Origin of the sequence: Mesorhizobium sp. LMG 17147, from assembly GCF_024297145.1 — a bacterium.
Classification (GTDB): Bacteria; Pseudomonadota; Alphaproteobacteria; order Rhizobiales; family Rhizobiaceae; genus Mesorhizobium.
Window position 1 is genome coordinate 36311 of sequence record NZ_JANCTC010000020.1, and the last position, 23233, is coordinate 59543.

General features: G+C 57.5%; 22 protein-coding genes. 4 read left to right on the top strand and 18 right to left on the bottom strand.

Features of this window, described 5'->3' with window-relative positions; genetic code table 11:
* Positions 1-490: 490 nt before the first annotated feature.
* Positions 491-703, top strand: coding sequence for a cold-shock protein (locus tag NMG46_RS25070; protein ID WP_254820119.1), 213 nt, complete (start codon positions 491-493; stop codon positions 701-703).
* 222 nt (positions 704-925) lie between these two features.
* Here the strand turns inward: NMG46_RS25070 and NMG46_RS25075 are convergent, their stop codons facing one another.
* From NMG46_RS25075 to NMG46_RS25100, 6 genes are all read right to left on the bottom strand, one after another.
* Positions 926-1396: a MucR family transcriptional regulator gene (locus NMG46_RS25075; protein WP_029354830.1), complete on the bottom strand. Its 471-nt coding sequence runs from the start codon at positions 1394-1396 to the stop codon at positions 926-928.
* A gap of 466 nt (positions 1397-1862) precedes the next feature.
* Entirely contained in the window at positions 1863-2396 is a 534-nt protein-coding gene (locus NMG46_RS25080) for a tetratricopeptide repeat protein (RefSeq protein ID WP_101918715.1), read from the bottom strand.
* 53 nt (positions 2397-2449) lie between these two features.
* The gene (sctV, locus tag NMG46_RS25085; protein ID WP_029354834.1) at positions 2450-4513 is read right to left on the bottom strand and encodes a type III secretion system export apparatus subunit SctV; all 2064 of its coding nucleotides are present in this window, start codon (positions 4511-4513) and stop codon (positions 2450-2452) included.
* A 232-nt stretch (positions 4514-4745) separates the two neighbouring features.
* Complete coding sequence (locus NMG46_RS25090; protein WP_029354836.1) at positions 4746-5636, bottom strand: EscD/YscD/HrpQ family type III secretion system periplasmic domain-containing protein; 891 nt, start codon at positions 5634-5636, stop codon at positions 4746-4748.
* A 116-nt stretch (positions 5637-5752) separates the two neighbouring features.
* Positions 5753-5995 carry a nodulation protein NopA gene (locus NMG46_RS25095; RefSeq protein WP_236370642.1) on the bottom strand — a complete coding sequence of 81 codons (243 nt, stop codon included), beginning with the start codon at positions 5993-5995 and terminating at the stop codon, positions 5753-5755.
* Positions 5996-6067: 72 nt separating this feature from the next.
* Positions 6068-6397 carry a hypothetical protein gene (locus NMG46_RS25100; protein ID WP_091595908.1) on the bottom strand — a complete coding sequence of 110 codons (330 nt, stop codon included), beginning with the start codon at positions 6395-6397 and terminating at the stop codon, positions 6068-6070.
* A 1351-nt stretch (positions 6398-7748) separates the two neighbouring features.
* On the opposite strand from NMG46_RS25100, the gene NMG46_RS25105 reads away from it, so the two are divergent.
* Entirely contained in the window at positions 7749-9863 is a 2115-nt protein-coding gene (locus NMG46_RS25105) for a hypothetical protein (protein ID WP_254820120.1), read from the top strand.
* A gap of 542 nt (positions 9864-10405) precedes the next feature.
* Here the strand turns inward: NMG46_RS25105 and NMG46_RS25110 are convergent.
* The 12 genes from NMG46_RS25110 to NMG46_RS25165 form a co-directional block, all read right to left on the bottom strand.
* Positions 10406-11209 carry a hypothetical protein gene (locus tag NMG46_RS25110; RefSeq protein WP_024505378.1) on the bottom strand — a complete coding sequence of 268 codons (804 nt, stop codon included), beginning with the start codon at positions 11207-11209 and terminating at the stop codon, positions 10406-10408.
* Positions 11210-11565: 356 nt separating this feature from the next.
* Positions 11566-12603, bottom strand: coding sequence for an EscU/YscU/HrcU family type III secretion system export apparatus switch protein (locus NMG46_RS25115; protein ID WP_254820121.1), 1038 nt, complete (start codon positions 12601-12603; stop codon positions 11566-11568).
* Entirely contained in the window at positions 12600-13418 is an 819-nt protein-coding gene (gene sctT, locus NMG46_RS25120; RefSeq protein WP_091595845.1) for a type III secretion system export apparatus subunit SctT, read from the bottom strand. Before sctT ends, NMG46_RS25115 begins: the two co-directional genes overlap by 4 nt.
* Before the next feature lie 8 nt (positions 13419-13426).
* On the bottom strand, positions 13427-13702 hold the full coding sequence (locus tag NMG46_RS25125; protein WP_024505375.1) for an EscS/YscS/HrcS family type III secretion system export apparatus protein: 276 nt from the start codon (positions 13700-13702) through the stop codon (positions 13427-13429).
* Between the two features lie 2 nt (positions 13703-13704).
* The gene (gene sctR, locus NMG46_RS25130; RefSeq protein WP_029354851.1) at positions 13705-14370 is read right to left on the bottom strand and encodes a type III secretion system export apparatus subunit SctR; all 666 of its coding nucleotides are present in this window, start codon (positions 14368-14370) and stop codon (positions 13705-13707) included.
* The gene (gene sctQ / locus NMG46_RS25135; RefSeq protein WP_187331393.1) at positions 14363-15391 is read right to left on the bottom strand and encodes a type III secretion system cytoplasmic ring protein SctQ; all 1029 of its coding nucleotides are present in this window, start codon (positions 15389-15391) and stop codon (positions 14363-14365) included. The genes sctR and sctQ overlap by 8 nt, the downstream gene beginning before the upstream one ends.
* A gap of 89 nt (positions 15392-15480) precedes the next feature.
* Positions 15481-15993 carry a hypothetical protein gene (locus tag NMG46_RS25140; protein WP_091595843.1) on the bottom strand — a complete coding sequence of 171 codons (513 nt, stop codon included), beginning with the start codon at positions 15991-15993 and terminating at the stop codon, positions 15481-15483.
* Positions 15969-17327: a type III secretion system ATPase SctN gene (gene sctN / locus NMG46_RS25145; protein WP_024505372.1), complete on the bottom strand. Its 1359-nt coding sequence runs from the start codon at positions 17325-17327 to the stop codon at positions 15969-15971. Before sctN ends, NMG46_RS25140 begins: the two co-directional genes overlap by 25 nt.
* Positions 17324-17947, bottom strand: a complete 624-nt coding sequence (sctL, locus tag NMG46_RS25150; RefSeq protein WP_091595841.1) for a type III secretion system stator protein SctL — start codon at positions 17945-17947, stop codon at positions 17324-17326. The genes sctN and sctL overlap by 4 nt, the downstream gene beginning before the upstream one ends.
* Positions 17944-18591, bottom strand: a complete 648-nt coding sequence (locus NMG46_RS25155; protein ID WP_353842901.1) for a nodulation protein NolU — start codon at positions 18589-18591, stop codon at positions 17944-17946. The genes sctL and NMG46_RS25155 overlap by 4 nt, the downstream gene beginning before the upstream one ends.
* Positions 18584-19447 (bottom strand): type III secretion system inner membrane ring lipoprotein SctJ, encoded by an 864-nt coding sequence (gene sctJ / locus NMG46_RS25160; protein ID WP_029354862.1) that lies wholly within the window; start codon positions 19445-19447, stop codon positions 18584-18586. Before sctJ ends, NMG46_RS25155 begins: the two co-directional genes overlap by 8 nt.
* Positions 19448-19456: 9 nt before the next feature.
* Entirely contained in the window at positions 19457-19966 is a 510-nt protein-coding gene (locus NMG46_RS25165) for a nodulation protein NolB (RefSeq protein ID WP_029354864.1), read from the bottom strand.
* 186 nt (positions 19967-20152) lie between these two features.
* Between NMG46_RS25165 and NMG46_RS25170 the strand changes: the two genes are divergently transcribed.
* Together NMG46_RS25170 and NMG46_RS25175 are read left to right on the top strand one after the other, a co-directional pair.
* Positions 20153-20851: a secretin N-terminal domain-containing protein gene (locus tag NMG46_RS25170; protein ID WP_091595837.1), complete on the top strand. Its 699-nt coding sequence runs from the start codon at positions 20153-20155 to the stop codon at positions 20849-20851.
* Positions 20852-21278: 427 nt separating this feature from the next.
* Positions 21279-23090 (top strand): HrpF/NolX family T3SS translocon protein, encoded by a 1812-nt coding sequence (locus NMG46_RS25175; protein ID WP_254820125.1) that lies wholly within the window; start codon positions 21279-21281, stop codon positions 23088-23090.
* Positions 23091-23233 lie beyond the last annotated feature (143 nt).

Genomic DNA, 23233 nt, shown 5'->3' on the forward strand with positions numbered 1-23233 from the left:
TTGCCGACAGTCTGGGGTTCCGAACCCGACAGTTGATTCAAACCGACAATGGCCCGCCTCAGAAGCAGGCAACCGCGCTTCGTAGCAGGCCGAAGCTAATCGAGGTTCGCGGGTCTCGGTTTGAGTGTGCAGTGTCGCTGCGCGCCTGATCTTTCGGTCTGATGACAAAAACATCGTCATTTTGGCCGACGATATCGGTCAGGAGCGGGTATTGCGGTCGAGCAGCGACCCAAGCACGTCCACAAGATGTGCCGAGTTTGCAGGGTTGGGTCATTGTTTCTGTCGACGTTTGAGCGACAGCGCACGACGAAACGTCTGGCATACGCCTCGTCTGGCACGCGCCTCGCATGTGTGGCAGGTGCTGCTGGAGATCAGGCGGTCGAGTGGGCCTTGCAATTTTCCGATTTTGCTGCGCCTAAAGTCTCGTGTACAAATCAGGCTGGCGTGAATGGCCTGCCTAAGTTGCGACTTGTTACAAAGGAATGGATATATGGCGACTGGAACGGTGAAGTGGTTCAACAGCACCAAGGGTTTTGGTTTTATTCAGCCCGACAACGGCGGTCAGGATGTCTTTGTCCACATTTCCGCTGTTGAACGAGCGGGCCTGTCGACCCTTAATGAGGGCCAGAAGATAAACTACGAGGTCGAACAGGATCCCCGCACCGGCAAGTCCTCTGCAGGCAGCCTCAGCAAGGCTGGCTAACGCGTGCGGCAAGGATGCGGCATACTCCGAACGCATTGACCGGCTCGAAACCCGGCCGGAGCATGCAACCAGGTAATGCCGCGGCAGCGATTGCTGGAGCCGTCGCGAATTCCTCTGGAATGAGGCTCTTGGACGGGAAAGGCGGGGCTCGTCCCCGCCTTTTGATTCCGCGCAGATTGGGCCTACGGCTGCCGCGCGTCCCGAACGACTGTTGATACGGATTTAGGCTGCGACCTTTTTGCGGGTCCGTTTCGCCGGCGCCGGCACCGGGGCTTCCGGCTCTTTCGGTTTGCGGCCGAGTCCGATGGTCTTGGCCAAGGCGGAGCGCGTAGCGGCGTAATTCGGCGCCACCATCGGATAATCCGACGGCAGACCCCATTTGGCGCGATATTCGTCCGGGGTCAGACCATAGTGCGTCGACAGATGGCGCTTTAGCGATTTGAATTTCTTGCCGTCTTCAAGGCTAATGATGTAGTCCGGTTCGATCGACTTTTTGATCGGGACAGCAGGTTTTTTCACAGGCACAGGCTCTTCTGCCGGTATTAGTCCGGCCGTGCCTTTTAGAGCCCCGTGCACTTGGGCGATCAGGGCAGGAAGCTCCCCCGCCGGGACGGGGTTGTTGGAGACGTAGGCTGATACAACATCGGCAGTGAGCTCGATGAGGATGTCGGTGTTGTGGGCTTCTTCTGTCATAAACTTCTCCGGGCAGCTTGAAACACAGTCGGGCGAAGTGTCGCTACATAGTGGCGGTTGACGCTGAAAGCAAATGGATCGACGGGTGCGCTGCTCCCCACCATTGAAGTCTCGGGGAAGTATCCCGTCATCGTCCATCGGCCTAGAGGCAGCGTATTGCATTATGGGAGCGGTCGCGCCTGCCCCAAGTTAGAGGCAGGCATTCGCGCGTGAATTAATCAAATCCATCCTGAGCGTATCTCGCGTGGCAACCACGAAGGCGCTCTGGCAACGAAGCGAGGCGGATGGCCTTGCGGGTGGCCGAGAGATGTCATCCGGCTCTCCTGCCGACCTCTGCCGGCCAGATCTGGAGCAACAGCTTTGCGCAGATATGGCTCTCTTCAGAGGCCATCTATGATGGGAGCCGAGCGCGTCTCGAGCCGGGGAATAGGCTGCACATGCGCTGTGCCCACCTATTGCGATCGTGCTAACCTTGGCTGTTCGGACTTGCCGTTAAGGCAAGCGACAGATTGAAGTTATGCTGCACCATCTGATTCCCTGGCTCGGTTTCGAGAGCTCGCCGATACAGGGCCTGTGCCGCGTCATGCCGCCCCTCAATGTCCAAGATCACGCCCTTCGCATTCAATGCACGTACGTTTGCTGGGGCTGCAACCAAGACGCTGTCGAGCACCTCAACCGCTTCGTGCGGGCGCTTCTGGGCCACCAAGGCTTTTGTAAGCCGTATCGCCGCATCAACATTGTCCGGGTGCTGCTTCACCTCATCCCGCAAAGCCCGCTCTTGAACATCCTGACCAACTTCGCGCAAAATGCGTTCGCGCATAGCCGGATCGATTTGATCGGCGCTGAGCAACTCTGGGGAAGATGTCTCCTGCACGGAAAGAGCGGGCTTTTGCCAGCTGGCGCAACCGCCCAAAGGCAGAATGGCGAGTACGGCAAAAAGAAGTGAGCTCCGGCGCAGAAACATAGGCGATGGAGAAACTGTATTTCTAACAAATTTCATATTATCTCTCGGTTATCAGGGAGGCGGGTCGCGTTCAGTTAGGAAAGGTGGAACTACTCTAACAATCCGCTGTTCGATCCGTGCGGGAGTTTGACGGATCCTGCCGGGCGAATTGTAAAGTCGGAGGCGAGGTCTTGATAAGACAGCACGGCGAGATCGATCCCGTTTCGCGTCAGAAAGCCGCGGACGAAACGTCGGACATCCATTGACGTCAACAGAATAGGGCGGGTTTGACCCGGTTCTGTGTTCGAAAGGACCTGACGTATCTGTGATAGCATCGCTTCGCTTTGCCGATCCTCCAGTGCGAGATAGGGGCCTGCATCCGAATCTCGAACCGCGCCACGCATCACATCCTCGCTCTCGCGTTCGACGACCAGGGCGGACACGATGCCCTCGGTGTTGGCATAGCGGTGGCAGATCTGTCGCTTCAAACCAGAACGGACATATTCCGTCAGCAGGGCAACGTTTTGCTCACGCTCGCTCCATTCGGCCAATGCCTCCAACACGAGACGGGTGTGGCGGATTGGGATACCTTCCTCCAGGAGGCGGCGCAGAACATCGGCAATCCGAGGAATCGGCGTCGTGCGCAGCACCTCTTTCACAAGATCAGAATATTCCTGCTCCATTCGGCCCAGGAAATGTCGGGTCTCTTGGATGCCCACCAATCGCGGTGCGTAGCGGGTCAACGTTGCATGGACGCGCAAGGCGAGGAGTTCGCCGGGAGCCCAATGCTCCGTGCCGGCGCCCGTAAGGGCCTGTGCAGGGGTATGTTCGACCGGGAGTCTGTCCGTTTTCGGCTCACGCCTAAGGGGGATACCGCTCGAGTCGACGTGCGCTACATCGGCTCGGAGCGTCATCTGGCTTGGATCTATCGCGTCCTGTTCGACTGGCACGCCCTCGACATCTATCCGGAATTGCGATGTAGGCAGCTGCTCGTCAACCAAGACAGGGATGCGGGGAACGATAATGCCCAGATCGGCTGTGACCAGGAGCGAAACGCGCCCAATATGTTTTTGCAATTCGGCTTGATCGATCGCCTGCATAAGATTTGGCGCTAAAAAAAATGCGATCGGGAATTCCTTCGCAGGCGCGGCTTGCTTAGGCTCCGCTGCAGTTCCATCTTTCGCATCGGCAGTGCCGGCGCCCAGCACATCAGCCTTGACAATGCTTACCGCAGCGAACACTGCGGCCAGCATCAGAAAGACGGGGAGGGGAAACCCAGGAACGAACCCCATCACGACCAGGACGCCGGCCGCCAGCCGCAAGGCTCGAGTACTGGCCGTGAGCTGACTGACCATTTCGGTACCGAGGTTGATCCTCGCCGTCCCAGTCACACGGGTGACGATGGTCGCCGCAGTAATGGAGAGCAGAAGGGCCGGAATCTGCGATATCAATGCATCGCCTATCGTCAGCAGAGTATAGTGATGCAGCACCTCGCCGAAGGACATGCCCTTGGAGAGCAGACCGATCGAAATTCCACCCAGCATGTTGATGCAGATAACCACCAGCCCGGCGATGGAATCGCCCTTCACAAATTTCATCGCGCCGTCCATCGCGCCATATAGTTGGCTTTCCTTCTCCAATTCGGCGCGCCGCCGGCGGGATTCGTTGGCATCGATGTGGCCGTTGCGTAGCTCTGCGTCGACCGCCATTTGCTTGCCCGGCAGAGCATCCAGCGTGAAACGCGCCGCCACTTCTGCCACCCGTTCGGCACCCTTCGCGAGGACCATGAATTGCACCATGGTGACGACCAGAAATATGACGAAACCCACCACGATATTGCCTGAGATGACGAAATCGCCAAAGGTATGAATAATGCTGCCGGCCTCCCCCTCGGCCAGGATCAGTCGCGTCGTTGCGACCGTCAGCGCGAGACGGAATACAGTGGAAATCAAAATAACGCCGGGCAAAGAGGAAAAATCAAGTGGAGTACTGACATACAGGGCAACCATCATCAGCAGTATGGCCAACCCCATATTGAATCCTATCAGTGCGTCGACCACCACGACCGGGATAGGCATGACCATCATCGCGACAGCCAGAAGCAGCATCAACGCAACCATTAAATCCGGGCTGGCCGGCGCACGCTTGATGAAGTCACGCAGGACGTTGGCCATCGAGACACCTTTGCAATCGGTTGAGACTTACTCTGCTGTTACGCCCTGAAACGTAGCTTTCGAACTCCGAAGGCGCCTCGGCCTTGGCCAGCGCGTGACCCTGCATGAGAGCCACAAACAGGCGCGAAATGGCTGGGCAGCAAATGTTTCCAACGCAGCCAGCTTGTCAGCACCGAGCGCGACAGGATGTTTGGCTGGCCATAGAGTGCTGCTTGATGGGGCCTGCGAGCTTTCAATATGGGAGAGCAGCAATGCGGCCATTCCTGCTCAGCAGCACACGGCTGTCCTCAATACGATCGACTACCCATCCATCAGCCAAAATGGCCCCGACAAAATACTTCTCGCTGTCGATGACAAGATACGGTTGGGCCCCATGCCACACAGCTTCGACCGCGATTGCGGATGGCGCCTTCTCCTCTTTGATGAGCACTCCGTTCACCAGTGTTAGAGTACCCTTGGTGCGACGATCGAACGATTGCTGAAGCTTCTGCCAGCTGATGACCGATTCAGACGTGACGGTGCCCTCGGCGGTCACAACACCCTTTGCGGAGCCAATCTTGACGTCGAGAAGACCCGCTCGATCGACCTCCTCCTGCAGCTCTTTGGCCGCTGCCCCCGTAAGTTCATTGTCAGCGCGGTGACTGATCGTTCTGGACGCGACTTCAGCCCGAAGTGAATTGGGGCTCGATCCACTTGCATTGCCAAGATAGGAGAACATGCCCGAAAGCGCGCCGATCCCGAGTGAGCTGATTATGACCATGGCGAGCACACCGATCGGTAGGCGCGGTATGCCGGTCGAACCAGGCGGCTCTGCATCCTGCACGGACCAAGCAATGGACATCTCGCCTACGAGCAGGACGGCAGGAAGGGGCACAACAACGGACTGGCCTGCGGCGATATTCCGGTTGCCCTCGATACTGAGTCCGGGTGCAAGCGCCTCGAGTTCGATCGACTTGCCAAGAAGAGTTACACGAAGATGATGCGGTGCCAGTCCTTGCTCGACAAAGACCAAATCGGCATCGAAGCCGCTGCCGATTAAACACGTTTGAAGATCCGTCTTGCCGGTCAGTCCGCAATAGAGCCCCGAAAGCACTTCGAAACGGAGGGAAACGGCGTCATCCACAGAGCATCTCTCAAACAGGATAGAAGCCGCACGGCAATTGCCATGCGGCTCATTTCGGGACTACGTCGCGTCAATAAGGAGACGCGCTAGGGGCAGTCTAAAAGCCGCTTCCGACATTACGAAACGCGTTCGTCGGCGGCCTTCTTGATGGTCTGGAGATTGGTCGTTAGAGTGCGCAACTGGACACTCCTTTTCGTCGCCTCCAAGCTAACATTGGTTAGTTCTTGCACTTGCGCCTGAAAAGCAGTAGCATCAGCTCCGCTTGTATTGCCGGGAGTGCTACCGGTAGTTTTATCGGTGTTGCCAGTGCTATTGGTGTTGGTATTGCCTGATTTTTTATTATTATCAACTGCAGCCATGATCATTCCTTTTTCTGTTGGAGTTGTGCCGTCAATAACGGCCTGTATGACCTCACGCCGGATTTTCCCGCGTCAGGCATCTTCTGTGTCATCCAAAGCTTCATCGGCCTCAGCCATCGCATCGTTCGCGAATTGGAACGCGAACGATCGCAGGATACTTTGGAAGGCTTCACTTTGTGCTGCAGACTGTGAGTTGTCTTGAAGTTGATCATTTGAAACGGTCCGGTTATCCGCCCGATCGTTCCCGCCAGCTGGCTTGCCATCATTCCCACCAGCTGGCTTGCCATCATTGCCACCAGCCGGCTTGCCATCACCAGAATGCTCGGATTTCGAATCCCCATGGCCCTTTCGGATCAAGGAAGTCCCGAGGTTGCCAACTCCACTCCCAATTGCTGCTATCATCAGGTACTCCGGCATTTGCCATTGGCGGCGACGTGTTAAAGGTTAACCTCGATCAAGCTAAGGGCGGGAGCTTTCGAGAACCTGACGGCTTTTGACAAAAACCGGCCAGCGCAAAAACGTATGCTCTGCAGGATGTTGCTCTCGCATCGAACAGTCGACCACGATCTCGGCTGTTCGGCCAATCCCGCCGTCCACGCATGCCGCGACCGAATGGCAGCCGCAGCAGCTCGTTTGCATCCTCGATGCTGTGGTGTCGAACAGGAGACACGGTCCACGTGCTGCATGACCGCAATGACCGTATTCTTGCTGGCTCCACGGGCGCACGCAACGAGCAGGAACTCGGTCTTTGCATCACCATTCTCTCGCCTGCACATCACGGCCCGGCGCGGTGAGCTCATTGGCTTCGAGAAGGTCGGCGACCGTACGAACATGGGATGGTCTGCCGGCTTTGGGAGGCCGGTGCGGATCCTCTTCTCACCATATCGAAAGCTTGAAGCGGTCGGATTTTCTTGCCCTGTTCGTGAGAACTCCCATCGTCAGCTAATCGTCAGCCAAGCGGTCTATCTAGGCCGGCCGTGCCTGACCTTCGGATCCAAAGGTCCCGTCTCGACACTTTTTGTAACTATAGATCGAAATGGTTTCCCGCGCGATACGCAACGCACACGCTTCTCTGAAGCAAATGTGTGACTTTGTCGGTGGCGAACGAGAGGAGTGACGCCTCAATAAAATCGTCAGGCACGTGTCTAGGAAGGGGAGCTAGCCGAGTTGGTCTGATTTCATTCGCTGTTCCTGGAAATCGGCGGACTGAAGCGCTGATAATCTCAGGACATCGATGGCAACGTTGCGAAAGTCCTGTGAGCTCGGGCCAATCTTGGCCTGCTACTGAGAAGCACTTTGGCGGGAACATTACGCCGTCGCGGGTCTGGCTGACCGTGACGTTAACCGAAAGATGCCGCTGGTCTCGTCAGCCGCCAGCACAATAGCAGCACATTCTCGCCTACTACGGAGACGCAATATGAAGGGCATTGGCCGACCACGGAAATCGCAGGCTGAAACTGGAGCCAGCCGCGCGGGGCGGGCGAGCAGTTCCCTTTCGCAATCAAGTCTTGCTGCGGGAGAAGGTGGACAGTCATTCGATTCCGTTGTGGAGCAGATGCGCTCTGGGGACGCCGATAGGAGGCCCTCCTCCCTTCCAGTTGCGCGCGGTCCAGGCGATGCCCGCGAAAGTCTGCCAGGCGCCTCGATTGGCGAAGATCAAATCCTGAACGCACCGCCACGTGGAGCCGCTGCGCCACCACGCGGAACCGTAGCGCCACGTGGCGCAGCCGCAAGGCGGCGCGGTTCTCCCTCCATGTCTGAGGGCGAAGCCATGGCGCCGGTCGGTAGCCAACTATCAACCGCGCAGGTGGAAGGCACCAGCTCATCGTCAAATGAAGATATCAGTCCGACACAGCTCAGAATGAACAGTCTTGTTCAACAACTGACTGATTGCGAGGCTGCGGCCAGGAAAACCGACGTCCCCGAGGAGGCGGTGGAGCTGATCAGTCGGGTCGTCGATGCAGCCTCAGCAATTCTGGAGTACCGCGCTAGCCTGCCTGCGGCTGAGGCGCAGACAATTATGCCAGACGACAAGGTGCGTAGATGTTGCCAGATCGTGTGCGACGCCGCGAATGAAGTAGACAAACTTGGCCTGTCGACGATCACGAAATTGGACAAAAAGACCAAGAAAGCGGCAGGTATGGTCGATAAACTCTACTCCTACTCCCAGGCGGACCGGCAGGAGCTGTTGATTTTAAATGTGGAGAACCACCATACGGCGGCAATTAAGTGGTGGGAAAAAAAGGCATGGCGCTCCGAACGGCAGCGATCCGCCTGCGCTGCCACCGCTAGCCTATCCAGTGGAACGCCCGTGATGCGGGAAGCCGAGCGGTGCGCACTGCGGCTGCGTGCCGGCTCGGTACTGAGTGTCAGGATCTGGCTGGTCCGTGAGCGGATCGGTCTTGCGCGGGCCAAGATTGAACTGCGGGCGAGCAGGTTCGAGCCAGATTTGAAGGAACTCCTCGTCGGTCGAAATGGAGTGGTGCAGCTGATGGCAAGCGCCGTTCAAGAAGCTCTTCGCGCCCTCTCTTTGGCGAAGGGCATAATGGATGATGGCAAAGCACTCAACGCTCATGATTGCGCGGTTGTAGAAAAAATCATGGAGCGGCTTTCGGATTTTGGATTGGCGTTGCACGAGGTGCATACCAAGCTAAGCCATACCTACCCAGATGCCGGCCTCCCATTGAAACTGTTCGAACGGATCGTGGACGATGCATGGATCACTGCGCACGATGCCATGCACTTGTTGAACCTGCAGTCTCCGCCGTCAGCCATCATGGCGCCACAGGCCCAGGCGGGCGCTGCGATGCCGGCCAGGGCAGGCGCTGCGATACCGGCTGACACTGCTGGTACGGCTGCAGTGTCAGAAGGCACTACAGCGCGAAGGAAAGGGAAGTCAAAGCATAAGTCGGCAGCTCGCGCCGGGACTTCTGCCGCCGGGCAGCCATCAACACCAGTCGCTGCGAACGCCGGCACAGTGCCAGCAGCCAAGGTTCTCGCGCGCTCGGATCAAGTTGCGAGTACACAGGTGAGAGCGCAAGAGGTGGCTGCGAGTTCGTCGGGGGCAGGCTCGACAATCGGGGGCGCCGCGTTGTCAATGGAGGTATTGACGGAGCGGCTCAAACGATTGGACGAACTTTTGCAGTTCGATCTGGCCGGTCAGCAAAGCGTCGTCTCCCAAGTGCGCCAGATGAAGCCTGAGGAGGCCGGTAAGGTCGTGGACGATGTGGCCCAGTACCTGCGAGCCCAGGCCATTGAGATGCAAACCTGTCTCGCCGGGTTGCAGGGGCGTAATGTACGCCTGCTACTCACCTCCACCCAGCTACCCAAAGTGCACGAACGCACAGACCAGCTCAAAGGGTTGCTGAACATGGTGCTGGGACAGGCCAACGCACTGAATGAAGGAAAAGCCGGCATTACGACTGATTGCATGAAGGCCTACGCATTTCCGGCGCAAAAATACCTGGAACATTTGTGCAATGCCGACGAATTGATGCCGCCGGAGGCACCGGTCGCGCTGCGTGGCGAGCCAGGAAAGCTGTTTGAGATGAAGCTGCAGCCCAAGATGCTGGTCAATGGTGCGATGCCGAGCCCGATGTGGGTGCACATCCACACGAGTCGCCCCGTCATGGCCAGAAACTTGGAAGGGCTGGCTGATTCCGAATTCACCGCTTGCCACGTTAAATCCAACGAACAGCGCGGCTACAATCGAGAGCGAGAGGAAGCCGATGCTAGGTCCGGTCGCGAGAAGGTCATAATTCATCGCGGCAAACTCACCCCCGCTTTCTGTAAGTCCTTGTTGACCTCGGGGCTTGGCCGCCAACCACGCCATTCGCGTGCCGAGCTCCCGTCGGCGCAGGCTGCATGACAGGGCACGTACTTTGGGGTCTAGGGCAGAATGCGGCCGGCCACGCTGTGAGTCAGCGAGCATTTCTCCTGGCCAAACCGCGAATGCCGCTGCGCGAGTTGCGGTCCGGCGATTGGAGTCGATCGGCTACCGTCAGGGCCGATTTGCGATGTCGCGTTACCTGCTGTTGACGTGGCGGCGTATCTTGCCTCCCATCCAACTTATCGCCGAGATCGCGCCGCCAAGATCGAGGCGGAAGGTCTTCCTGCGAGCGCGGAGCAGGCATAGCCGATCCGATCGGGATCGGCGCATCGCAACGACCCAACGGTGTGGTGGAGAAAATTGGATTCGGGAGAGCTCGTATCCAAGAGGCGGAGTTCCGGCCCGAATACAATCCGCTCGCAAGCACCCACGATGCGCATCCGCAGTTTATTGTCTGGGAGATGGGCTGGATTGCTCGGCGGCGCTGGCGCTAAGGCGGGGCTGTCGCCGGACAATTAGCATTCACTGCCAACAGCCTTGCAACCGTCACCAGTTGCAAGGCTCGGCGGCGGGTCGACAAATCACATGAAATCGTCGTCGGACCCGCTATCGCTGCTGTCGCTGTCCTCGGTTTTGTGGAGATAGAGTGGAGGTTTGCCTGCACGCTGCCACTCACCGGCACTGTTCTTCGTCCATTTGTCGGGATGCTGCGTAGGGTCAAGCACCAGGTCGCCATGATCCACTTCAACAAACCCCATCGTCTGCGCGCGCGCTTGTGCTTCCGGATTAGCCGCACGCCAATTCAGCAACGGTCGGTCGCCGTCTATCCGAAGTTGATGCTCCAGCAGAATATCGCCCGCATTTTCGACGAGCGGATGGGCGACTTGAAGATCCACTATGGAAGTGACCTCAGTTCGACCAGGAAATTGTTCCCGCCAACTTTCCGATTCGAACTCGTTCATGCTGAATCCGCCTTCCATTCTCAGCAGTCCGGCACTCCGGTCTCCCAATTGGTAACTGAAATATCGCGCGTGCTCCGTATCTCGACGGATGCCATATTGCTGAGCAACGTCCGCGGTGCGCCTGGCTCGTGACGATACGAACTCCGAATACTCTTGAGGATTGTCGGCGATGTGCGTGATTTCATCACCATGAAATTGCCTCACCTGTCTCCTGAAGGAAGTCCTGTTGATCTCCACCACAGGAGGTCGGGAATTGAGGGAGTATGCTTGGGGAGCCGCCGATGATGAGGCGCCGCTACCTTCCGATCCGGATAAGTGCATTCGGGCAAATGTGTCCGCGAACCCTTCGCTTCCTGCATCCGATTGCTCGCCGGCATTATGCGCGCGGTAACTATCGGATGAGCCACCAATTCGACCATACATGACGATTCGTACTCCTATGTTTCGCAACCGAGCTCAAGTTAGCACGGCTGTTCAACATAGGGCGCTTAGTTGACGACTAGCTGACGAGGGCATTCCAACGGCTGCACCAATCAAATCCGCACTGCCGGCCTCAAAACCTCGGACTGCGCCACGCACCGGCCAGCAGAGGCTGAAAGGTCATGCCCGGAGGACTTGCCGTAGTTGCTGGGTGGCAGATCCGAGGGGAGTGATTGCCCCAGGCCCGCGGTTGCGCGGTTGGCCTGACAGAGACACTGGGGCACGGATGGCCAGCCGACATTTGCCACTAGCATGGAACCAGGTCAGTTTTGAACAGGGCAGTCGTGGACTTCCAATGACTAGGCCAAGCCTGCGGCAAAGAATGCTTTCGCGACAGGCTGGAAATATTGCATAGGAACCGCGTGGCCGAGTTTTGTAGTGCTTATCAGCTGACGCGCTAAGACATGGTCATGGACGATCGTCAGGCGTAGTGCCCGCGCCTCACTCAACACATGTGAAACGCGCTCACCTTCGGCACGGCAAACTAAGAACGGCACCCCGGTTTCACCGCGAACGTAACGCAGACCGATCAGGACCGCCCTTCCTGTTAAGACCAGCGTGGCGCGATGCACGCCAAGCGCAGGCTCGTCGGCCGCCTCCTCGCGGATGCGACGCTGTTCACCTTTCAACTCTGGCGCTCCTTGCTGATCCTTCGACTCGCGCGTCACTTCGGTATTGGTCATGCGCATTTCGCGCAGATACAACGCGCGCTGGAGCAGGAGATCGATCAGTCCGCCGACCAGCAGTGCGCCGGCGCCAATTCCCATCAGCAATTTTGTCTCCATAAAGATGAGGCCAACACAGCCCATGCCGCAGATCGGCAGAGGGACCATTGTCTTCCACATCCCGAGAAGGACAATGGAAAAGGTTGCGCTGAGAACCAATACCTTGAACATGGTCTTGCAGACTTCGACCATGGAACGAGCAGACCCCAAGCGCTTCAGCCCTTCAAAGGGGTCAATTTTCTTAAAGCTGAGCTTCATCGGCTCCAGAGAGAAGACAAATCCACCATTGGCTAGCAGGCTGGCCAAAATCACCGCGGCGACGAGGGTTCCAAGCAGCGGGCCAACAGCCTCGACGGTGAGTTGGACGAGCACAACCAATGCCTGCGGCACCGCGGTATCGAAAGGTAGGCTCTGCAACTTGGTGGCTAATAGGAGCGCTTCCCGGCATTTGTCCTCGATCACGCTGCCTCTTAGCCAAAGGTAGCCGAGCCCAGCGCAAGTCCCGACCGCGCGGACGAAATCGGAGCTACGTGGCAGCTGTCCTTTTTTGCGCGCTTCACTTAACTTCTTCGGGCTGGCGGCGTGTGTCTTCTCTTCACTTGTGTCGCTCATGGCAGCAATTTGTCGAACCACTCCAGCGCGCCGTTGGCTTGTGTGACCTCCAGTTTCATGCTCTCCACCAGATAGGCAGCGTAGGTGACCATGAGAACTGGAAAGACAATGTTCTTGATTGCCGGAGACAGTTGGCTCGCCTTAAATTGCGGGGCAAAGCGACGCAGCAGCATCATCGATATATCAATCAGTATCAGGAAGAACACGACAGGCCCCGATACCAATAATGCCGTGCGCATTATGCGGTCGAGAAGCCCCAACAACTCCATTGCTCCTGGCCCGCTCAGTGTCGGGTGAAACTGATACACCGGCCAGATCAAGTAGCTGCGGTACAGGACACTGATCAAAGTTTCCAGGCCTCCTGATCCGACGAATATGGCAATCGCAGTGATCCCCAGAAAAACGCCCATCGCGGAAGCCTGACTGTTCGTCGCGGGATCGGCCGAAGCGGTCGGGCTGCTGATGCCGCGTTGGTTGTCGATAAGCTCCCCGGCAGCCTGAAGGCCCCAAAGCGGAATGCCAAGAAAAGTGCCAAGGAGTACACCGACAAAAACTTCCTTGAATCCGAGCAGGGTTAGCTGGATCAGGCGTGTATCAGAATCCAGCGCCGGCAATCCGCCGCTGACGTGTGCCAGGCATGGTAGTGCGAAGCCAACAGCCAAACAGCCCCGGATCAGCCCACTGATCTGCGAGCGTGTGAATACGGGAAAGATCAGCATGATGCCCATCGCGCGGGCTGCCCCAAGACCTGCCGCAACGACGAGTTCGAGAGCCGTCTGGATCAGAATTTGAATATCGGCCGATGGCGCGTCCATGGGGCGGACTAGTAGCTAAGTGTCATTGCGGGAAACTCGGTGAAGATCTGATCGGCTAGCTCTATGAGCGGGGCGCTTAGCACAGGAGCAAACAGCCCAATCACCGCGACAACGACCAGAAGCTTCACGGTGAGCGGCAAGCTTTCATCCTGGATCTGCGTCGCCGCCTGGAGGATGCCGATGACGAGGCCGACAACCACTGATGCAATGAGCGGCGGTAGAATCCAGATCATGAAAACCACCAGTGATTGGCTCATAAGAGTAATGATGCTGGATTCAGTGATGATCAGCCTCCCGGTAACGTATAACTCAGCACAAGCCCATGCATCAATTTTGACCAACCATCAATGGCAACAAACAAAAAGATCTTGAACGGGACAGATATAACAGTTGGTGAGACCATCGACATACCCATTGCCATCAAGATAGTTGTCACTATCAGATCTATAACAATAAAAGGCAGATAAAGTAGAAATCCTATCTCAAATCCGCGCTTCAATTCTGATAGCAAGAAAGATGGTACAAGTATTGCAAAGTCATCAGGCGTGGCTGCAGCGTGCATTTCCTCTGGCCAGACCTTTTCTGTCGAAGATAGGAAAAATCGCCGCTGCTCTTCATTTGTGAATTTCTTGAGATGCTCGCGCAAGGGCTCACTTCCGGCTTTAGCGGCGCTTACCCAGTCGTCGAATGTCTGATAGTGGAGCTTGGGATCCGACATGCGGTCATAGGTCTGCTCAGCAACGGGCGCACTAACGAACATAGTGAGGATCATCGCCGCGGCGTACAGCACCACATTGGGTGGTATGGTCTGGGTCCCGAGCGCATTGCGGACGAGGAAAAGAACAATTGATACCTTTACAAAGGCCGTTGTCGTGGCAACTGCTAAAACCAGCAGACCGAGTCCGGCGGTAACCGCAAGAAGCGCCAGGATTGTCGGCTGAGCTTCACTCATTGCATGCAAACCCGCCACGGAGCCTGATGCCCAGCTCTTCTCCGATGCGGACAATGTCGCCACGCCCGATACGCTGACCATTGGCCACTATGTCGACCGGGCCGTCGATCGGCCATCCAAGTTCAAAAATATGCCCTTCGCCGGCACTTCTTAATTCCCCAAGAGAAATAGGCCAGCGGCCGCATTCAAAGACAAGCACGATCTCGACATCGTCGAGATCCTTAGTAAGCTCCAGTTGCGATCCGGGTTGTGTCATATGCGCATTCTCCAAAGGACACGGTCGCGGGCGGAAAGGCCCCCGCAAGATTAATTCATCGCCGTCAAGATCCGCCCCGGCGCACAACTGGCCGACAGCTAGGGTGATCTGGCCGCGGCCGAACGGCGCAATATCGGGCAACAATGCATCACCGACACATGCGCTTCGAAGAAGCGCCGCAGGAAGGCGAAGCGTGCCGACCTCTCCTGCAACAATGAGCGGGAGCTCTGGAGGCAGCCCGCCCAGCTGCCGCGGCAACTGGGCAAGCAGTTCGCCTAGCGCGCGAAACGCAGGCGGTACTAAGCCGTCAAGAGGCGTGAACAGGAATAGACGGCCCTTGCCCTTGACCGCGCCGAAAATGATGTCGAGTTCAAGATGAGGAGCCAGCATCGTGGCTTCGCATACGCGCACGAGTTGCACGTTCAGACGCGTCGTCTCCTCCAGTCGAGTGACAAGCGGCTCAAGAGCGAGTTCGAGAATAAGCGAAGCAGTTGGCTCGGAAGGGAAGGCCAAGCCGTTCTGCACTGTCGTGATGAACTCCTCTACGAGCGGGCGCGACAGCGACAAGATGACCGTCTCGGCTCCCACTCTCCAGACGCAGTCAAGCATCGGAATGGCAGCAGGTTCCTGCTGCCAGACAAGCCCTGCCGTTCGCACCGATAGCGGCACCTCGTTGATCCGGCTTTGAAACGGCGTGCGGGGCGCTGCTGTATCATTGAGCCACGAGACAACCGTGCGGGACAGTTTCAGAACTGGTTCGAACATGGCGGGTGTGACCGCAGCGGCTATCAAAGACTGCACGGTCGTGTCATTCGGACGACCTCTTGCGACTGTCGGATCCGGTTGCGCGGCATTTAGGCAAGCGACCCCCTCGCATATTTCAGCAGTATCTCGTCGTCGGCCTCGATCTCGGCTGCGGCCTCCGAATGAGTCTCGACGGCGCGCCGCACGTCGTCCTCGATTTGTTGCCATTTGTCCCTTGCCGCCGAACATATGACCCATAGCTCCCTCGTCCTGGACGCCGCCATCTCAGCCTCCTCTTGAGCGATTTGGGCATCATCAAGCATCTGCCGTCTGGAAGTGATCTCAGCGGCAAGCTGTTCAGTGTGAAGGCGGTGACGGTCGAGCGCTGCGCTAGACAAGTTGTCGAGTGACATCAGATGCTGATAGAGCGCTGCTTCTGTTCTTGAACAATGTTGCTGTATCATTGCAAGCTCCCTAGCGGCATTTTGTACGGCTGAGGCGGCCACATCGCGCTGGGCTTCCTTCTTGGACAGCTCGCCAAGGGCACGACGCTCTTGCATTTCCTTCAGAAGCCGTAACCTCGAAGACTGAACCCAGTTCACGCGGTCAGACGCGACATCCATGCGACCGTCTCCTCGAAATCTGACGCGTCATCTTCGCTCTGGCGCAGAAACTCCCTCAGTTCGTCGATTGACGCGACGGCCCGGTCAGTCAGGGGATCTCCACCTGGCTTGTATTCGCCAACATTGATCAAGAACTCGGTCTCGGCATAGCGCGATAGGAGCTCGCGGAAAATGGATGCTGCCTTGCGATGTGTCCCCGAAACGACTGCATCCATGACGCGGCTGCGACTCTGCAGCACATCAATAGCGGGGAAATGCGATCGCGCCGCAATAGCGCGTGAGAGGATGACATGGCCATCGAGAATACCACGCGATTCCTCGGCGATTGGATCACCCGTGCCATCACCCTCTACAAGCACCGTATAGAAGGCCGTGATTGAGCCCCGCTCACCCATGCCGGCGCGCTCGAGCAGGCCTGGCAGCATGCCAAAAACGGAAGGAGGAAAGCCCCGTCGCGTCGGCGGCTCACCCGCAGCAAGGCCTATTTCGCGCATAGCGCGGCAGAAGCGCGTCAGCGAATCCAGCATGAGAGCAACGCGTAGGCCCTGATCGCGAAAATATTCCGCGAGCGCAGTCGCCATTGGAGCGCATTGCGCACGCTCCACCGCCGAGCGGTCGGAGGTTTCAACCACGACGACCGTACGGAGAAGGCCCTCTTCACCAAGATTCCTTTCGATGAATTCACGAACTTCCCGTCCACGTTCGCCTATGAGCGCCACTATGACGACGTCAGCGGCGGCACCCTTTACGATCTGTGACAACAGCGTCGACTTGCCACCACCTGGCTCGCCATAAATCCCGATCCGCTGGCCCTCGCCGCACGTCAGCAGACCATCGAGGACACGGACCCCAAGCGGGAATGGCCGCTCAATCATGCGCCTCGTCATCGGATTGGGGGCTCTGCCATGCAGGGGCCGAGTTTCGACGGTCTTGATTTCGCCTTTGCCGTCCAATGGGCGGCAACGACTGTCGATCACGCGACCGAGCAAATCGCCGCCGACGGGCACCTCACGCATTCGGCCAGTGGCCACGACCTCTGCGCGGCTGGATAGGCCCACCAAGTCCCCGATCGGTGTCAGCAATACACCATCACCCGACAGGCCGATCACCTCGGCCTCGAGCGACAGCCCGGTTCGCGGGTCCTCTAGGAGGCAAAGTTCCCCAATACGAGTATCTGGCAAGACGGCATGAACCAGTGTGCCGATAGCCCGCGTGATCCGACCGCGCACCGCACGCGTGTCAATTCGCTTGGCCGCAGCCCTCAAAGACGAGATTGCTGGAACGAGAGCTCGAGTGTCGGCGTCAGCGTTATGTTCTGGGACGGGCTTTCTCATAGCTCGCCTTTTTCACATAGCGTCCCGAAACCAAGGCGCAGCGCGCGCATCTGGGCGTCAAGTCCCAGGTCGACATTGCCGTACTCGCTCCACAGCACGCACCGTTGCGGCGACAACGTCGGGTCGGGCTCGATCCGCACCCTTGGTCGACCATCCTGGCCGTCGCATCGAGCAAACTCTCGTGCAAGCATGTCGACTTGCATGGGAGAAACATGAAGGCAAACTTCGGCGCCGCTGTATTGACACTCTATGGCGTGACGAACAGCCCTCACCAGTAGCTCGCCCGGATCGAAAGCGCCGATAAGATCGCTCAATATTTCCATCACGAGCTGCGGCAATTCCTGCTCCAGAGCCGCCTTTCGTCGCGCGATTTCGGAGATTGTCTCCGCAATCAGCCCTGCCATCTCCTCGGTGCCTGCATTCGAGCCCTCCATGTGGCCGCGCACCCACGCCCGCTGGTAAACGGCGCGTGCCCAGTTTCGAACGCGCTGCCGATGCCGTTCTGCCGCGGCAAGCGCTTGCGCGGCGCTGTGCCAGGTTTCGAGCTCGCTCGCGGGTATCAGTGGTCCGATTGGACGCATCTGCGGCGCTATTGGCCCCTCGGAAAGTTCGGCTGTCATTTCACCGGGGTCTCTGTCTCAAAATGAGCTAGTACAAGTGAAAGCAATTGGCCGGCGGCGGTCCAATGCTCAGGTGCTGGAGTCTCCTCGGCAGTCCCCTCGGGCAACCGAAGAAGCACGCGGTTACGCTCGGTCGCTGAACTGTCCTGGAGCCAAGCCCCAAGACATGCATGTCCATCGTATTCGATTTGCTGAGCGAGTTTTTCTGGGTCCGCGATCAGTCTGTTCTCAACGGCATGCAGCAGGTGTCGGATTCCGAATGCGTGTGCATCCACGCCGATGCGTTTAACAAGGATGGCAAGCTCAGGCTGAGAGACAAACGCGACCAGCGAACGGGCATGCCAGATACTACCAGCAAGAAGGGCAGCTCGATATGGATCGTGCCCGCGTAGAAGGTCCGGCCTGCAGCCGATGTGGTTCAGATCCACGTCATAGTTGCCCAGCAATTCTGCCAGCCTTGGATGCAGTCTGGAACACTTCTGCAACTTCACTAACGTTTCTGCCGATAACGCTGGATCAAGACGCGCCGCTAGACGGGTCGGATGGGCCGAAGCCGCAAGCTCGCTCGCGCCCGGAAAACGCAATTGGTGCGGACCATCAGGTCGGGCGGTCTGTATAGGCATTGGCAATGAGATGTCACCCACGTCCAATTGCAGGCATTCTTTTGCGAATGGCCTCGACAGCAGAAGCATCCCGGCGCCCCTCGACCTTGGAAACGCCGGTTGATTGCTTGCGCCGACGCGTAGCAACGCTGACCAAGAGATAACAGGCCACTGCGAATACGGCTGCGGCAAAACCTGTCACGGTCGCCAGAATTGGCGCAGGAAGAGGTGTTGATGCTTGTGGCAAAACAGCAGTCGGATCGGGCCGTTGCTCGTGTGCGGACCGTTCTACCGGCACCAAAACCACTTCCACCTTATCGTAGGACAAGCCTTCGATGCTGTCGGCTACCAGCATCTTTATCTTTGGCAGCAGAGCCGCGACATTTGTTTTGGCGTCGTGCCTGATAAACACCGCGGCCGAGGATGGCGTGGCGCCGGCTCGCACAAGGTCGTTATGCGGCAGCACGACGTGAACACGTACAGAAAAAACGCCATCGATATCGCTGATCGTCCGCGACAACTCTTCGCTCAGGGCATACACGTAACGGGCACGCTCCTCGGTCGGCGAGGCAATCAGGCCTGATCCTTGGAATATCTCACCGAGGTTCTTGAAGGATTGGCGCGGCAACCCCTTGGCGTTCAGAAGGTTGATTGAGAAGGCGAGCAGCTTTTCGTCAACCTGGATCGTGCTGGTCCCATCCTTGGCGACCACCCGGATCGCGGCGACCCCGTTGTCTTCAAGAAGTGCGAGCATTTCATTTGCCTCACGCTCTTGCAATTGCGTGTAGAGGTCGGTTTTGCAAGCACTGAGGGCGACGAGAACTGGCAGCATGACAAGTCTAACCGACCGCCACCCTGACAGGCCACGCATGATTTCGCCCTCGGCCAAGCCAATCATGCGCGCGGTTCAGCCTTCCTTCAAAAGTTTATTCACGGATGATGTGACGCCGCTGACGCCTTTGGAGATAAGCGCCACCTGGGTGACGCCGTTGTAAACATCCCGAAGACCAGCCATCATCGTTTCGAAGTCTTGCCCTTGTTGAGGAATGCCCGAGATTCCGGTTCCCGCCTCACCTGCGACGGGAAGCTTCTGCGCCGGTCCCGGTAGAGCGCCCTTCGAAAGGGCTATGTCATGGTCGAGCGCGGGGAAGGAAACAGTGTTGTGTGGATATAGGGAGGAAATCGTCTGCAACACGCGATCGCCCATGCCGCTCGTCGGCGCAGCCGCGCGCTGAACATCCATCGCCGCAGCAACTGGCGCCGCACTCGCTGGCTCCGCGGCGGCATTGTTTTTCAGCGAGTCGGCTGCATGCCCTAAGGCGCGCTCAAACTGGGCCTGCTCGACAATCGACGGTGATCCGACCCTGGGGAGGCCAGCCGTTAGAGTGGCAGAGATCGACGTGACAGGCATCATCATGTAAGGACTCGGTTGCTCTCTCTGACCGGGCGGGCCCCGCCCATTCATCACCCGGTGTCGGCGCAACACTCCTAGGGGGGCAAGCTGACAACAAGCTGACTAACGGCGGCGTCATTTCGACATCTAAAATCTCTTCGGCAATTTAGTCACTTGTGATGATTTCAGCGTTTGGTTTATCAGTGCGACATGCCGAGAACGCTTATCCAACCCGTCACCCTGCATGTTTTGAGACTTCTCTGTGCCGGGTTTTTTCTGTCCACCGGGATTCACCCGGCGCACGCAGTCCCGCTGTCCCTTCCGGCGACACCCTATAGATACACGGTTCTGGATCAGGAACTCGCTGCAGCGTTGCAGGAATTCGGCAACAACCTGAATATCAGGGTCAACATCAGTCCTGCGGTGAAGGGGCGAATTCGCGGACGTATGCCTGATTTGCCACCGCGCGCGTTCCTCGACCGCTTGACGAACCTTTACGGTCTCCAATGGTACTATGACGGCCTTGTGCTCTATGTGTCTGCTGCACAAGAATCGCAAACTCGAATGCTTTTGATGACGTCGATTCGCTTCGATGCGTTCAAGGGGGCTCTCGACAAGCTTGATATCTCCGACGAGCGCTATGTGGTCAAACCCGTGCCAGGCAATGGCCTCGTCTTCGTTTCCGGTCCACCGCGCTTCGTCGCACTCGTGGAGCAGACCTTTAACGGCTTGGTGGCGGAGGCGCAGGCGCAGACTCACATAGCGGCCACGCCAAAGGAATCAGTGCTGATCTTGTTTCGCGGCTCCTCCACTACGGTCGTTCGCGACGGACGACCGGATGCTTCTTATTCTTCTGACATCCCACAACAGGATAGCGTTGGCGGGAAGCCTGAGCTGGGCAAGAAATGAACATTGAGGATTTGCCGCAGCTCTGAAGAACATGACTGCGGCTACCCCTTTGTGAACTCTTCGCAAACTCGTCAGTTTCTCGAAAGCTAATCCGCTCATGATGAGTCCCGGCAGCTCTCGCGGTGACTCCGGCCATTGTGTTGGACCGAACCTTGGAGCCGGCCCGGAACACAGCAATTGAAGGCAGGGCAGGCGCATTCGTGACCTGCCGACGCTTGGAATTGTCGAATTTTGTGAAACGCAAGGGATCTTCTGTCGGGGTCTCTTGTGGGGATTTCAACGTCACGTCTGAGGATGCACAATGTCGGCCAGCAATCTTTCAACTTTCTACCGCTCAAATTCGCTACAGTCCGCAAGGGGTTGGCCGGGCCTGAAAGTTTCCCATTTTGCGACCCAGCATCAGCAAAGTGCATCGTGCTTCGAAGCGATGCTGTCCACTTGTGTGCTGGCAAACAAGCCCGGCTCTTTCGCGCAAGGGGATCTGCCAACGTCGAATCTTGATTCGACAATGGATAAATTGCGGCAGGACCCTTTGGGCCATCTGGCACCGGATGTCGAATCGACATTGAAGGGCTTGGAGCAACACCCACTGGATCTGCTGCCGCCACATATGAGGGCGGCTCTCAAGGAGGACCAATCGCAACGCTCCAAGGCGACTGAAGCCCAACATCTGCTCCGCGTCACCCCGAAGATCGAGCCGGCTCCCAGGCCGAGCCCCGGAATCACGTGGAACGGTGGGTCGCTGACCACGGCTGAGTTGCAGATTGTTGCGGTACTCAACCGTCACAAGGACCAATGCCCGCTTAGTTGGAAGTCGTTGACCGAGAAAGCCAATGATCCCTCTACGCCACCGGATCTGAAAGCGGCGATCAAGGGACTGCAGCAGGATTCGGGACTTTTTTATGCGATTGGCTCGCAGGGCGACGGCCGCTGTGGAGGCAAGATCAACGCCAAGGACTTGGCCGGATTTTCAAACCACCACCCACAAGTTGCTGCATTTCAGGAAGCCCAAGCGCAAAGCTACGAGCAGAACTACATACCATCCGACGGCAGCGGAGGTTTGCAGCCTTCGGTCATGACCTTGAGCGATGCCTTGCGGGAGTTTTACCGGTACTCCGAAAATCTGTCCAAGGACCTGAGTCTGGATGAGTTCAAGAAAATGGTCGGCGGCGAATCGAAAAACGGCAAATTTCCGCCCCAGGTCATTGCGGCGGCGCAATATTTCCTCGATCACCCCGATGCTTGGAACCAGTTGTGCGGTGGCTCGAAAGGGAAGATGCACAAAGAGGATTTCCTGCAAGTCGCCTCATCGTCGATGAGCCTCACGCAAACTGAGCTGAATACGGTCGAGATGATCAAGGACCATCAGGACACGTTCTTTGGAAGCGGTGTTCTGACTCGCGACAAACTGGCGAAAATGAAAGACGACAAGAGCCTTGATCCGAAAGTGCGGGAAGCAGCCTCTCAGCTCCTTTCAGATCCTCTTTTGTTTGGCCTCCTGAACAATTCGATCACGGGCTATAAGACCCATCATAAATTCTTCGACTTTGGCGGCGGGCATACGGTTGATTCCGGCAATATCAGCAAAAAAGACTTTGCCCATTTTTGCACAAACATGTCGTCTGCGAACCGCAACGTTCAGCAGCCAATCACCCACGGCGCCCAAACCGCAGAAGAGCAGAATGCCGTCGCGGACATGAAGATGGGCCTGATGGACCAGCCTGACATTAAGTCAGCCAAAAAGAACGGCGGGGCCGTCATGCACGTCGTCGACTCCGTGCTCAAAATCGAGACGAAAGTGCTCGACTTGGCGGCAACGGCGGTGGGACTGCTCAGCTTCATTCCGGGCCTCGGACAAGTAGCCGATCTTGCCTCGATGGTTCTCGAGGCTGAGTCGCAAGCAGCCAATCTCCTGCGTACGGCCATTAACGGAGGCGATATGAAGCGAGCGCTGGAGGAAGCTGGCCTCAATATGGCCGCGCAGGCGATCGGCCTTATCGCAGGCCCCGAGGTCAAGCTGGCCATTCGAAATGGGCTCGTAAAGCACCTGATGGAAGAGGCCTTGGCGGCAGGCATTGATCTTTCGGTCTCGACGGCGCAGGACTACGCAGAAGGCTATGTGAATAACCTCAAAGCGCGCCTTGCAGGCGGCCCTGAGCAAAACCTAGGCCTTCCGAGCATGCCATCATTCCAGAGTGTGGCAAGCAATGTGCCCTTCGTCGGCATTGCCTTATCCTAGCCGTCGCCTTGCGCGGAAGCTTTGGCTCGCGCGCTGACATAAGGGTCATTGTGGCACAAGCAGGGGTTCATCCGCATCAACGCAAGCGGTGTTCCTGACGCCATCTGGATCGGACTGTGAGGGGGATGTCCGAAGTCTGTGAA

What these genes read in the sequence shown, in the direction of transcription:
- NMG46_RS25170 (WP_091595837.1), top strand. Translation starts at nt 20,153, where the DNA reads ATGCCGAGAACGCTTATCCAACCCGTCACCCTGCATGTTTTGAGACTT.
- NMG46_RS25175 (WP_254820125.1), top strand. Translation starts at nt 21,279, where the DNA reads ATGCTGTCCACTTGTGTGCTGGCAAACAAGCCCGGCTCTTTCGCGCAA.
- NMG46_RS25110 (WP_024505378.1), bottom strand. Translation starts at nt 11,209, where the DNA reads ATGTATGGTCGAATTGGTGGCTCATCCGATAGTTACCGCGCGCATAAT.
- sctT (WP_091595845.1), bottom strand. Translation starts at nt 13,418, where the DNA reads ATGGACGCGCCATCGGCCGATATTCAAATTCTGATCCAGACGGCTCTC.
- NMG46_RS25080 (WP_101918715.1), bottom strand. Translation starts at nt 2,396, where the DNA reads ATGAAATTTGTTAGAAATACAGTTTCTCCATCGCCTATGTTTCTGCGC.
- NMG46_RS25165 (WP_029354864.1), bottom strand. Translation starts at nt 19,966, where the DNA reads ATGATGATGCCTGTCACGTCGATCTCTGCCACTCTAACGGCTGGCCTC.
- NMG46_RS25105 (WP_254820120.1), top strand. Translation starts at nt 7,749, where the DNA reads ATGTCTGAGGGCGAAGCCATGGCGCCGGTCGGTAGCCAACTATCAACC.
- NMG46_RS25095 (WP_236370642.1), bottom strand. Translation starts at nt 5,995, where the DNA reads ATGGCTGCAGTTGATAATAATAAAAAATCAGGCAATACCAACACCAAT.
- sctV (WP_029354834.1), bottom strand. Translation starts at nt 4,513, where the DNA reads ATGGCCAACGTCCTGCGTGACTTCATCAAGCGTGCGCCGGCCAGCCCG.
- NMG46_RS25075 (WP_029354830.1), bottom strand. Translation starts at nt 1,396, where the DNA reads ATGACAGAAGAAGCCCACAACACCGACATCCTCATCGAGCTCACTGCC.
- NMG46_RS25070 (WP_254820119.1), top strand. Translation starts at nt 491, where the DNA reads ATGGCGACTGGAACGGTGAAGTGGTTCAACAGCACCAAGGGTTTTGGT.
- NMG46_RS25115 (WP_254820121.1), bottom strand. Translation starts at nt 12,603, where the DNA reads ATGAGCGACACAAGTGAAGAGAAGACACACGCCGCCAGCCCGAAGAAG.
- NMG46_RS25140 (WP_091595843.1), bottom strand. Translation starts at nt 15,993, where the DNA reads ATGGATGTCGCGTCTGACCGCGTGAACTGGGTTCAGTCTTCGAGGTTA.
- sctJ (WP_029354862.1), bottom strand. Translation starts at nt 19,447, where the DNA reads ATGATTGGCTTGGCCGAGGGCGAAATCATGCGTGGCCTGTCAGGGTGG.
- sctR (WP_029354851.1), bottom strand. Translation starts at nt 14,370, where the DNA reads ATGAGTGAAGCTCAGCCGACAATCCTGGCGCTTCTTGCGGTTACCGCC.
- sctQ (WP_187331393.1), bottom strand. Translation starts at nt 15,391, where the DNA reads ATGTTCGAACCAGTTCTGAAACTGTCCCGCACGGTTGTCTCGTGGCTC.
- NMG46_RS25100 (WP_091595908.1), bottom strand. Translation starts at nt 6,397, where the DNA reads ATGATAGCAGCAATTGGGAGTGGAGTTGGCAACCTCGGGACTTCCTTG.
- sctL (WP_091595841.1), bottom strand. Translation starts at nt 17,947, where the DNA reads ATGACAGCCGAACTTTCCGAGGGGCCAATAGCGCCGCAGATGCGTCCA.
- sctN (WP_024505372.1), bottom strand. Translation starts at nt 17,327, where the DNA reads ATGAGAAAGCCCGTCCCAGAACATAACGCTGACGCCGACACTCGAGCT.